The organism is Maritimimonas rapanae, from assembly GCF_057837205.1.
In genome coordinates this window covers 1-13,280 of record NZ_JBYQFI010000001.1, presented here as the reverse complement: position 1 = coordinate 13,280, position 13,280 = coordinate 1, and the positions used below count along the sequence as shown (strand labels likewise).

At 32.1% G+C, this 13,280-nt stretch carries 8 protein-coding genes; all 8 read right to left on the bottom strand.

Going from position 1 to position 13,280, the window contains the following annotated elements; all coding sequences use genetic code 11:
- Positions 1-14: 14 nt before the first annotated feature.
- A complete protein-coding gene (locus AC3IF2_RS00040; protein ID WP_489164955.1) occupies positions 15-2,240 on the bottom strand; it encodes a patatin-like phospholipase family protein in 2,226 nt (741 codons plus the stop codon).
- 28 nt (positions 2,241-2,268) lie between these two features.
- Complete coding sequence (gene uvrC / locus AC3IF2_RS00035) at positions 2,269-4,062, bottom strand: excinuclease ABC subunit UvrC (RefSeq protein ID WP_489164954.1); 1,794 nt, start codon at positions 4,060-4,062, stop codon at positions 2,269-2,271.
- A gap of 35 nt (positions 4,063-4,097) precedes the next feature.
- The gene (locus AC3IF2_RS00030) at positions 4,098-4,832 is read right to left on the bottom strand and encodes a lipoprotein signal peptidase (RefSeq protein WP_489166895.1); all 735 of its coding nucleotides are present in this window, start codon (positions 4,830-4,832) and stop codon (positions 4,098-4,100) included.
- Positions 4,833-4,915: 83 nt separating this feature from the next.
- Positions 4,916-5,293, bottom strand: coding sequence for a TraR/DksA family transcriptional regulator (locus AC3IF2_RS00025; RefSeq protein ID WP_489164953.1), 378 nt, complete (start codon positions 5,291-5,293; stop codon positions 4,916-4,918).
- Positions 5,294-5,299: 6 nt separating this feature from the next.
- Positions 5,300-8,704 carry an isoleucine--tRNA ligase gene (gene ileS / locus AC3IF2_RS00020; protein WP_489164952.1) on the bottom strand — a complete coding sequence of 1,135 codons (3,405 nt, stop codon included), beginning with the start codon at positions 8,702-8,704 and terminating at the stop codon, positions 5,300-5,302.
- A gap of 120 nt (positions 8,705-8,824) precedes the next feature.
- Positions 8,825-10,390 carry an OmpA family protein gene (locus AC3IF2_RS00015; RefSeq protein WP_489164951.1) on the bottom strand — a complete coding sequence of 522 codons (1,566 nt, stop codon included), beginning with the start codon at positions 10,388-10,390 and terminating at the stop codon, positions 8,825-8,827.
- Positions 10,391-10,502: 112 nt separating this feature from the next.
- Positions 10,503-11,495 carry an OmpA family protein gene (locus AC3IF2_RS00010; protein WP_489164950.1) on the bottom strand — a complete coding sequence of 331 codons (993 nt, stop codon included), beginning with the start codon at positions 11,493-11,495 and terminating at the stop codon, positions 10,503-10,505.
- Between the two features lie 112 nt (positions 11,496-11,607).
- The coding region (locus AC3IF2_RS00005) for an OmpA family protein (RefSeq protein ID WP_489164949.1) at positions 11,608-13,280 on the bottom strand (1,673 nt) is incomplete at its 5' end.

The following is a 13,280-nucleotide window of genomic DNA, read 5'->3' as shown; positions in this document are numbered from 1 at the left end:
TAGGGTTTTGGTTTTTAGAACCAAAATCCTACATTAAAAAACCAAATATTACTTGAAGTATCTGGTGACCATGTATATTTAACTTCAATAGGTCCTAAAAAGGATTCAATGCTATATCCTGCTGCGTAACCTAGTCTAGTGTCTTCAAATATTGCTCCTTTGTTTAGCAGATCATCATCTACTCTCGCCGCATTGGCCGTAAAAGAAATATAATTTCTTTTGAATAGCTCATAACGCATAGTTAAAGCAGATTTTAAATACCCTTCACCGCTCAGGTCGCCAACATCATAACCATAAAAATTAGTAAAGTTATTTACAAAATTTTCATTGTTTCCGCCAAGGTGAAAATTGTGAACTTCGTTCTCATTTTCGCCAATTGTAACACCTGCTTCAGAAATTATATGAGCTGTTAATTTATCGCCAAAAGTATAAGCAAAGCCAAATTTTCCTTTTAATTGTGTAAACGGATTAAACTCTGTATCAGTTTTCACATTGTCAATAGAAAATAAATATGCTTTATAATTAACATCTAAAAAAAATCCTTTTTTAGGGAATAATGTTTTATCATAAGTATCAACCTTCACTTCTGCGAAAGCGTTGCCATAGGTAGTGTTATCATAAAAAGTCTTGATTGTTTGATTATTGGTAATGCTCTCTGTTAGTATTCTTAAATATTTTGTTTCTGCCCCTAAACGTAACGCAAAACCATTTGTAAAAGAAGATTGCACATACAGTTGATTTGTAAAATCGTTGTATTTAGTGGCTAACTTAGAGTCAGTTTCATTTTCTTCTAATTCTATAAAAGTGCTTTTAAAAATGTCTTTATCAAATCTATTAAAATGTGAATTGATTCCGTAACTCCAATGGAATCCGTTATCAATAAAATAATCAAAATTATAACGAATATTATCTCCTAAAATTAGGTCAGCAGAAATAACATCATTCTTAAAAAGTAAATGTTTAGAAGTAACATTTAACAGTGCAGATGTTTTAAACAAATCATCAAAATGAGCACTAATTTGCAAAAATGAAGATACTTCATTCTCTTTTAATTTAAACTCGACAGTTTTGTTGTCAATAAATTTATATTGAATGCTTTTAAAATCTTTTGTAGCAGATAATTGATCTATTCCTCTAGAAAATTCTTCATAGGTCAATGGTTCCCCTTCTTTAATACCTAACTTTCCTAAAATATACTCATTCGTATAATTCTTCGCTCCTTTAATTATTACATTATCAATTTGTAAATTCTTACGTTTAACACGAATAGTTTTACCTTGAATAATATTATTTTGTTTTTGTTTTTGGGCAATCTCTTTAAAATAAGAAAATTGGTCTTGCGCTATATCTTCGCCTTGTTTGATAATTTTCTCAGTATCTTCAAATGAAACCACAGTATATCCCGTAATATCAGGGTGCATGTATTTATCAACTTGCTGTTTTTTGTCTTCAACATCATCATACATCTGAAAATTGACAATTTGCATTAAAATAGTTGGTGCAGAGTCTAAACCCTCTTTTACTTTTAATTGGTCTTGAACATCAACCCCGATAACAACATCAACTCCTTTTTGACGCATAATATCTGCTGGAAAATTATTAACTATACCTCCATCTACTAATAATTTATCATCAATCTCTACAGGATCTAATAACGTAGGAAAAGCACCACTAGCTTTAACCGCCTCTGGTAAAAATCCTTTTTCTATAACTTCTTGTTGGCCATTTTCTAAGTTTGTAGCGACACAAAAAAATGGAATAGGTAGTTTAGTAAAATCATCTATAAAGTGAATGTGTTCTGTCAGCTTTGATAATTCATTAAAAACATTTTGCCCTTTAGATAAAGCAGAGGGTAATCCTATACTCCCATTTTTAATTGGAAGCGTAAGTGCATAGCGTTCAGAATTTTCTTTTTGATAAATTGATTTAGATCTACGTGGTAAATTATCTTGCATTAATTCGTTAAAGTCATATGAATTAATTATAGAGTCTAATTCAGAGGCATTATAACCAGATGCATATAATGAGCCAATAATTGCTCCCATACTCGTTCCTCCGACATAATCAATTCTAACTCCTGCTTCTTCTAATACTTTAAGGACGCCTATATGTGCAAATCCTTTCGCGCCTCCACCACTTAGCACCAATCCTACCTTTAAGTCTTTTTTTTCTGAAGTAACTTCTTGAGAAAAAACACCAAAAGTAGTAAGTAGGAATATAAAAATCAGAAGACCCCTCATCTATCAATTTTTCTATAAAAGTAGAGTATTATTTAGTATTGTAAAAGTTAAATATTTTATTGGCTTTATCTTTACCAATAGCATCAATTAACTCATCTATTGTTGCTCCTTTAACTCGTTTAGCCGATTTAAATTGTTTTAATAAAGTCACTATTGTTTGTTTACCAATACCAGGAATTAACTCTAGCTCTGTTTGTATAGCACTTTTACTACGCTTGTTTCTATGGAATGTGATAGCAAATCTGTGGGCTTCATTACGCAATTGCTGAATAATTTTGAGTGATTCTGATTTCTTATCTAAATACATAGGGATGGAGTCACCAGGGTAGTAAATTTCTTCTAACCTTTTAGCGATACCTATAATTGCAATCTTACCTCTTAAACCTAAAACATCTAGACTTTTTAACGCCGAAGATAACTGCCCTTTTCCCCCATCAATAACAATTAACTGTGGCAGGTCTTGCCCTTCTTCTAATAACCTTTTATAGCGTCTATGTACAACTTCTTCCATAGAACCAAAATCATCGGGACCTTCAACAGTTTTAATGTTAAAATGGCGATATTCTTTTTTGCTGGGCTTACCGTTTTTAAAAACAACACAAGATGCTACTGGGGTTGATCCTTGAATATTGGAATTATCAAAACACTCTATGTGTCTTGGCTGAGCTGTCAATCTTAAATCTTTTTGCATTTGTGCCATAATTCTATTTACATGACGATCTGGATCTACAATTTTAATCTGTTTAAATCGCTCTTGGCGGAAATACATAGCATTTCTAGTAGATAGTTCTACAATTCGTTTCTTATCACCAAGTTTTGGCACGGTAACTTTAATAGCATCACCCAAATCAACTTTAAATGGAACATAAACCTCCTTAGATTGAGAATTGAATCGTTGTCTAATCTCAACTATTGTTAGTTCTAACAGATCTTTATCAGATTCATCTAATTTTTTCTTTAATTCTGTGGTGTGCGATTGAATAATAGCGCCATTAGCAATCTTAAAGAAATTAATATAAGCATAGCTCTCATCTGATACAATCGAAAAAACGTCTACATTATTTATAGAAGGATTAACCACAGTAGATTTAGCTTGATAATTAGCCAATAAATCTATTTTCTCTTTGATCTTTTGGGCTTCTTCAAATTCTAAATCAGCAGCAAAATCATTCATTAATTGATTAAACCTTTGTAATGACTCTTTAAAATTTCCTTTTATAATATTTCTAATTGCTTTTACATCTTCTAAATATTCCGATTCGGGCTGCAGTCCTTCGCAAGCCCCTTTGCAGTTTTTAATGTGGTACTCTAAACACACTTTATACTTTCTATTTTCAATGTTTTTAGGCGAAAGATCATAAGCGCAGGTACGTAGTGGATATAACTCCTTAATTAAAGACAATAGAGCTTTTGCAGTTCTAACAGATGTATAAGGGCCAAAATATTCTGATCCGTCTTTTATGACATTTCTTGTTAAAAATACTTTAGGAAAAGATTCTTTCTTTATGCAAATCCAAGGATAGGTTTTATCATCCTTAAGCATTACATTATAACGTGGTTGGTATTTTTTTATAAGGTTATTTTCAAGTAATAAGGCGTCTGTTTCGGTTTCAACAACAATGTGTTTAATAGAAGCTATTTTTTTAACCAAAACTTTCGTCTTACCATACTCATGATTTTTGGTGAAATAAGATGCAACTCGTTTCTTTAAATTCTTGGCTTTGCCAACGTATAAAATAGCATCATCTTTATCAAAATATTGATAAACACCAGGTGAATTTGGTAAGGTTTTAAGCTGTATTTCTAAGGCTGAATTTGACACTGAGCGAAGTTAAACATTTTAACTTCTTTTAAAAATTACGATTTTGGCTTTTCGTAATGCTTTACAACTATTGGTGGTACTATATGATCTATGTCTTCTTCTACTTTTTTAGGGAATGCTTTTTTATTAAAAACTAATAAAATACCAACTCCAGTAGAAATAGCCATATCAGCAATATTAAAAACAGGGTCGAAAAAAGAGAAGCGCCTATCTACAAAAAGGCTAAAATCTTTACCTCCTACAAAAGGTAACCAATCTGGCCAAATAAAACTTATTGCAGGAACCCAACTGGGCAATTGTGTGTCTATTAATGGAAAATATAACATGTCTACCACTTTACCATGAAACCATGAACTATAGCCACCCTCTTCTGGTAAAAAAGTAGCTACAGAATTGTAAGTGCTTTCACCAAAAAGCTGTCCGTAAAAAACAGAATCAATAATATTACCGAATGCTCCTGCAAAAATTAATGCTATAGAAGTAATTAGAACTTTTGGTGAATTATTTTTTATAGCAGTGTGTAACCAATAACCTATACCCGAAATAGCAACTAAACGAAATAAAGTTAAAAACAACTTACCATTCTTACCTCCAAATTCTTTCCCCCAAGCCATTCCGTTATTCTCTAAAAAATGTATACGAAACCAATCGAAGCCTAATACTTTAATCTCTTCGCTTAACTCAAAATGGGTTTTAATCCAAATTTTGCTAATCTGATCTATTAAGAGAATTATTATAATGATAAGGAGTGCCTTCTTCAACGAGTCAATTTTAAAAAGTTCACAAAAATAAGAATATTATTATAGAATGTAGCGCAAAAAAAAGCTTCCTGATTAGGAAGCTTCATAAATTCTTATTGACGTTTTTTGGCTTCGATGCTTAAAGTTGCATGTGGTACTAGCTTTAAACGTTCTTTTTGTATTAACTTACCCGTAACACGGCAAACACCATAGGTTTTATTTTCAATACGTAATAACGCGTTTTTAAGATCTCGAATAAATTTTTCTTGACGAATAGCCAATTGCACATTCGCTTCTTTAGACATAGTTTCTGAACCTTCTTCAAATGCTTTAAATGTTGGCGAAGTATCATCAGTTCCGTTATTGCTATTATTCATATAAGAACTTTTAATAAGTTCTAAATCTTCTTGAGCTAGAGCAATCTTCTTCTCTATAATTTCTCTAAATTCTTGTAATTCTTTGTCAGAATATTTTACTTTATTGTCTGTCATAATACTCTAATTTTTTTCAATCAATAATTTGGTATTTACGTCGTCAAAGGCAATTTCTATGCCATTTTTTACTTCATCTTCTAATACCAATTCATTAGTAAGGGTTTCGTTTTTAATATACTTTTCATTAATTAATATAGCATCATCTACAATGCCATCCTTCATAACACTTAGCTTAATTTTATCTGTTACTTCTAAACCAGATTCTTTACGTAAATTTTGAATTCTATTTACTAATTCTCTGGCTATACCTTCTTTCTTTAATTCGTCAGATATAGTAACGTCTAAAGCTACAGTTAAATTGCCTTGGTTAGCCACAAGCCAACCTTCTATATCTTGTGATGAAATTTCTACTTCATCGAGGGTCAATATAGTATTTTTACCATTAATTTCAATATTTAACTCACCCTCTTTTTCAACAGTTAAAATGTCATCTTGGGTAAGTTTTTGAATTTCAACTGCCACCAATCTCATATCTTTACCAAATTTAGGTCCTAAAACCTTATAATTTGGTTTAATATTCTTTACTAAAATGCCTGATGCATCATCTATCAGTTCAATCTCTTTTACATTTACTTCGGCTGTAATTAAATCTGCCACAGCTTCAACATCTTCTCGATCTTGAGCGTCTAATACTGGTATTATTATACGCTGTAAAGGCTGACGAACTTTAATCATTTCTTTTTTACGTAATGATAACACCATAGATGAAATAGCTTGTGCTTTTTGCATCTTACGCTCTAATGAAACGTCTACCAATTCTTTTTCGTATACTGGAAAATCTGATAAATGTACAGATTCTGCAGAATTTTTATCACAAACTTTTACTAAATCTCTATATAATTGATCCATAAAAAATGGTGCAATTGGCGACCCTAATTTAGCTACAGTTAGCATACAGGTATATAAAGTCTGATAAGCAGATATCTTGTCTTGACCGTACTCACCTTTCCAAAAACGTCTCCTGCTTAATCGCACAAACCAATTACTCAAATTCTCAGTAACAAAGTATTGAATTGCCCTTGCTGCTCTTGTCGGCTCATAATCTGCATAAAAAGCATCAACATTTTTAGTTAATGTATTTAACTCTGAAAGAATCCAACGATCAATTTCAGGGCGCTTTTCTATCGTTATATTTTCTTCCTCGTAAGAGAAACTATCAATATTTGCGTATAAAGAGAAAAACGAATAAGTATTATACAATGTGCCAAGAAACTTACGACGAACCTCATCTATACCATCTATATCAAATTTTAGGTTATCCCATGGATTAGCGTTTGAAATCATATACCAACGTGTAGCATCTGGTCCATATTTTTCCATGGTAGTAAACGGATCAGCAGCATTGCCTAATCGTTTAGACATTTTTTTACCTTCTTTGTCTAAAACTAATCCGTTAGAAACAACATTTTTATATGCTACCGAATCAAACACCAAACTGCCTATAGTATGCAGAGTATAAAACCACCCTCTCGTCTGGTCTACACCTTCAGCAATAAAATCTGCAGGATAGAATTTCTGTTGATCTATTAGTTCTTTGTTTTCAAAAGGATAATGCCATTGTGCATATGGCATAGAACCAGAATCGAACCAAACATCTATTAAGTCTGACTCTCTTTTCATGGGTTGCCCTTTCGAGGAAACTAATATAATTCTATCGACTATATTTTTATGAAGATCTATTTTATCATAATTATCTTCATTCATATTTCCTACTTGGAAATCAGCGAAAATATCTTGACTCATTAATCCTGCTTCAACTGATTTTTTCATCTCGGTTTTTAACTCCTCTACAGAACCAACGATTATATCTTCAGAACCATCTTCAGTACGCCAAATTGGTAACGGAATTCCCCAAAAACGAGAACGTGATAAATTCCAATCATTTGCATTCTTAAGCCAATTACCGAAACGTCCTTCTCCTGTAGATTTTGGCTTCCAGTTAATGGTTTCATTCAATTCAAACATTCTATCTCGTTTCTCGGTGACTTTTATAAACCAAGAATCTAAAGGATAGTATAAGATCGGTTTATCGGTTCTCCAACAATTAGGATAACTATGCTTATATTTTTCAACCTTAAAGGCTTTATTTTCTTCTTTTAATTGAATTGCTAATTCAACGTCTACTGAACGCTCAGGAGCCTCACCAGCCTTATAGTATTCATTCTTTACATATTTACCAGCATATTCATCCATATGCTTGGTAAAACGCCCTTGTAGGTCAACTAATGGTACTGGATTCTCATTATCGTCTAGCACCAGCATCGGTGGTACTTCTGGAGTAGCTTGTTTGGCAACCAAAGCATCATCTGCGCCAAAAGTAGGTGCGGTATGTACAATACCTGTACCATCTTCGGTAGTTACAAAATCTCCAGAAATAACTCTAAAAGCATTTTCTGGATTTTGATATGGCAAAGCAAATTGTAATAATTGCTCATATTTTATTCCTACAAGATCTTTTCCTTTAAATTCTTTTACTACAAAATATGGAATCTTCTTATCACCATCAGCGTAAGCTAGTAAATCTGATTTTGCTTCAACTTCATAATATTTCCCTAAAAATTGTTTCACAACAAGATTTTTAGCCAATATTACATTCATCGGCTTAAAAGTGTATTGATTATATGTTTCTACCAAAACATAATCAATCTTTCGACCTACAGTTAAAGCTGTATTGCTTGGCAACGTCCATGGAGTGGTCGTCCAAGCTAAGAAATAGACATCACCTTCGTCTTGTAAAAAATCAGGTAACGATTCTTCTTTAGCTTTAAACTGCGCTACAACGGTTGTATCGGTAATATCTTGATAAGTACCTGGTTGGTTTAATTCGTGAGAGCTAAGTCCTGTGCCAGCCTTTGGAGAATATGGTTGAATAGTATAGCCTTTGTATAACAATCCTTTGTCATATATCTGCTTAAGTAACCACCAAACAGATTCTATATATTTTGGCTTATAAGTAATATATGGATCTTCCATATCTACCCAATACCCCATTTTCTTAGTAAGGTCTAGCCAAACGTCTGTATAGCGCATTACAGCCTTTTTACAGGCCTCGTTATATTCTTCTACTGATATTGTTTTGCCAATATCTTCTTTGGTAATACCCAATTCTTTTTCTACACCCAATTCTATTGGTAAACCATGAGTATCCCAACCAGCTTTACGCTTAACCTGATAACCTTTTAATGTTTTATATCTACAAAAAATATCTTTAATAGATCGTGCCATTACATGGTGAATACCAGGCAATCCGTTTGCTGAAGGTGGTCCTTCATAAAACACATATGGCTTATTATCTTCACGTGAAGTGATACTCTTTTGAAAAATATCATTTTCTTCCCAGAACTGAAGTGTTTCTTCTGCCACCTTTGCAAGGTCTAAACCCTTATATTCTCTAAACTTAGCACTCATCTATCTGTCGAAATTCTTTTGGATTCGCGAAATTACATATTTTATTAATAACTAGTGATTATAGCATAAAAAAAACACCTCAAAAGAGATGTTATGATATAATAAACAAAATCTGAGTTTTTATTCTTTCTTTACCACTATAAATTCTGTTCTTTTATTTATTCTATGCTCTGCATCTTTACATTTTATACCATTTGAGCAATTGTTCAATAAACGTGTTTCACCATATCCTTTGCCAGTAATTCGCTCAGGTTCTATTCCTTGATTTATAATATAAGTAATAGTTTCTACAGCTCTACGTTGCGATAGTGATAAGTTTAAACCATCCGGGCCTCGAGAATCAGTATGAGCTCCAAAATCTATAACCATTTTAGGATATTTTTTTAGTAAACGAACTACTTTACCTAAAGTATTAATAGATGTTTCTTTGATTTCAGCTTTATTCAACTCAAAATCAATATTACTTACATTAAGCATCTCAACACCATTTTTGGTAACAAATTCCTTTTCTTCAATAAAAAGCTCCATATTATGTTTAAAACCATTAGAATTGTTAGTTTCTAGACCAGCAGCTATATTAAAAAATCCATTCTTACTAACTTCTATAGTATAATCTAAAGCACAATCCAATCCGAAATAGAATTCTCCATCTGCGAGCGTAGCAACCGTTCTAAGTTTGGTGCCATTCATGTCTTTTAGAGTTACTAATGCATTTTGAAGTGGTAATCGAGTAACTTTATCCTTTACTACACCACTTACGGATTGGTCACAAATAGTCATTGTGGTTTTCTGTACAAATGTATAAATATCATCATCTCCCTCTCCTCCAGAGCGATTTGAAGAAAAATAACCTTGTAGCTTTTCACTATTTATAATAAATGATATATCATCTCCCTTGCTATTAATTGGTGATCCTAAATTGATGGGTTGTGGTAACGAACCATCAACTTTTGCTACATAAATATCAAATCCGCCTTTCCCTCCTGGTCTATTAGATGAAAAGTAAATCAAATCTCCATCAATAAAAGGTGTGTATTCTTTGTGAGGCGAGTTAATTGTTGGCCCTAAATTAACAGGTGCTCCATAATATCCTTTATTAATATCTACATAAAAAATATCTTTATCACCTAAAGTACCGTTCATATCTGACACAAAATAGATCCGCTTACCATCTTTACTAATAAATGGATGTCCTGCATCATGGCCATCACTATTAAAAGGTAAATTTTCAATGTTTTGCCATTCTCCATTATCACCAACTGTTCCTTTAAATAGCTTTACACTTTTAGATTTTATCTTTCTATTTACCTTATCATTCGAAGTAAAATATACATGTTTCAAGTCTTCCGTAAAGCTTACAAATGCGTCATGGTATTTCGTGTTTACCTCTTTTGAAAAAGGTCTTATCTTTTCAACTTCGCCATTACTGGTTAAATTACCAATATACAAGTCTAAAAATGGTTGATTGTTACCTCTCCAGACTCTTTTTACAATTCCTGATTTGGGTCTAGTTGATGAAAAAACCAACTTGTCTCCCATAAACGTAGCGCCAAAATCTGAATATTTAGTATTAGCATCAATACTTTTAATGCTATACTTAGCTGCCATAATAGAATCTGCTCTTTCAATTTGAGCTGGTAAAATAAGAGGACTTAAAACAATTATAATTTTGAATAAAAGTTTCATTTTAACAATTTTTAGAGTATAAATCAAATGCTGTACCAAAAGTAGTAAACTATCTGCTCTAAATAAAAAAAGCCTTCGATAAACGAAGGCTTTTAACTATAAAGTTTTGTGTTTACTTTTTTATCACTACAAATTCAGTTCTACGATTTATTGCTCTTTGTTCATCTGTACAGTCATCTCCTTCTGTACAATCATTTATAAGTTTCAATTCACCAAAACCTTTACCAGTAATTCTTTTAGGGTTTATGCCTCTTTTAATAATATATTCTATAGTTCTTTTTGCTCTTCTTTCAGAAATCCACATATTATAATTTTCTGGCCCTTTAGCATCAGTATGTGCAGTAGCTTCAATAATCATGTTAGGATTCTTCTTCATAATATCTACAACCTTTAGCAGTTCTTTCTTAGCTTGTTTAGTTAAATAAGATGATTCATACTCAAAAAATACCGGTTCTAAAACTAGTACATCTTTATTTTCCGAATTTTTTACTGTTTTAACAGGAGGTATAACTTTGGTTATAGACGTATTCTCAACTTCTACAGGTTTAATCGTAGTGCTTAGATTTAAATTTGGTTTTCCTATTGATTCCTCAACTGTAGTTACTTCTTCTTTTAATTGAGGTATTTCTTTAACAGAAGGAATACTTTTAACCTCTGTTGATTCTGTAGATATTTTAGCTTCTAAATCAGTTAAATCTGCAGTTTCAGTTGTCACAGCCGATTTAACAAAATCTATCCTACCTTTATCTAGTGAAATAATCGTTACCAATGTTCTATCGGCTAAATCGTTTGTTACGAATTCTTTTGTCTGAGAGGTATATGATTCTTTACTTGCTGTTAGAATATATCCTTTATTACATTTTACACCAAAAATAAACGATCCATTAGCGGGCATCATTTGTGTCTCAATAGGATTACCGTCTTCATCGGTTAATGTTATTATCGTTTCAGGTAATAATTCGTTTGTTGCTTTATCTCTTACTTCTCCTTTAATAATTTGATCACAAGGACCATTTTTATCTCCGACCTTAACTGCATCAACCTTTTTATCTTGTGCATTTAGAAACGTGATCGAAATAAGAAAAAACAAAGTTAATAGTCTCATAACATATATTTTACACTAATTACTAACGTAAAAGTGGGTGAAAGTATTGTTTCTAAAATAAAAAAGCCTCCGAGAATTTGGAGGCTTTTTTATTTTTTCAATTATATATTTTTTACATTCTTATAATTACAAATTCTGTTCTACGGTTTTTCTCATGTTCTGCTTCAGTACATTCAACTCCTTCAGAACATTGATTTATTAACTGAGTTTCTCCATAACCCTTACCAGTAATTCTTCTCGGATCTATACCTCTATCTATAATAAAGTTCACTGTAGATTTAGCTCTACGGTCAGATAACCACATATTATAACCATCTGGTCCACGAGTATCGGTGTGAGAAGCCGATTCAATAATCATTTTTGGGTATTTATTCATTAAATCAACTACCTTTTGTAATTCTTGTTGAGCTTTCTTATTTAAATACGATGAGTTTAGGTCAAAGTAAATCGGTTCAATATTTACTGCATATGTGCTTGCTCTTAAACGAACTATTTCATCTGGTAATACATCTGGCAAGCCTTCGGGTTTTACATCTTCTCCTTCATCTTGAGTAGTTTGACCATCAGCAAAATTTATATCTCCTTCACCTAGCAGAATTCTTATTTTAAGTTCTATATCTCCAATATCTGAAGTCGTGAAATTTTTAATTTGGGGTGTATAACCTTCTTTTTTACCTTCTAACTGATATTCTGTTTCACAAACTATATCAATTGAAAAGACTCCTTTTTCATCAGCAGTTACCGTTTGTAGAATATTTTCATCTTTATCTCTAAGAGCAATTTCTGCTCCAGGTAAAAAATCACCAGTATTCTTATCTAGAACTTCTCCTACTATTAACTGTTTACATTTAAATTCTACTGGTTCTTCTTCAATTAATGAATAAATATCATCATCTCCTTTACCTCCAGATCTGTTGGAAGAGAAATATCCTTTTCTTGTTTCTTTATTAATGATAAAAGCAAAATCATCATTAATTGTATTGATTGGTTCATTCAGCAAAACAGGATCAAGTGCAAAACCAGTCAGTTTAGTAGCATAAACATCTGCACCACCTCTTCCTCCATATCTATCAGAAGTAAAATACAATACTTCGCCATCTACAAATGGAAACCAATCTTTAGCTTTAGAATTTACTTTTGGTCCTAAATTAACCGGAACGCCAAAACCACTCTGATTTACATCTACCTTAAAAATATCTGTTTCACCTAAAGTACCAGGCATATCTGATGCGAAATATAATGTCTTTTCATCTTCACTCAATGCAGGATGCCCTACAGAATACTCTACATTATTAAAAGGCATTGGTATAATATTAATCCATTCTCCTTCTTCGTTTACTGTCGCTTTGAACATTGCAAGATTTGTCCAACCTTTATTATCTTGAGCTAGACGTTTTCTGTAGTAATTATCACGTGTAAAGTATACAGTTTTACCATCCTTAGTGAATACAGCATTTCCTTCGTGGTATCTACTATTTACTTCGCCTTGTAATCTTTCTTTATTTGAAATATCACCTCCTTCGCCAATATCGCCTATATAAAGATCTAAAAATCGTTGTCCATTAGGTTCCCAAACATCTCTGATTATTCTAAACCCTTTCCGTGGTGAAGTAAAAACTAACTTACCATCTCCTAAAAAAGAAGTTCCAAAATCAGAATTCTCTGTATTGACTTCTAAATTTTTGATACTGTATTTACCTGAACCCTCTTGTGCATACAAGAATGTTAGACTAAGTATACTTATTATTAAAAGATATTTCTTCATAATTTGATGTTGTCTTTTAG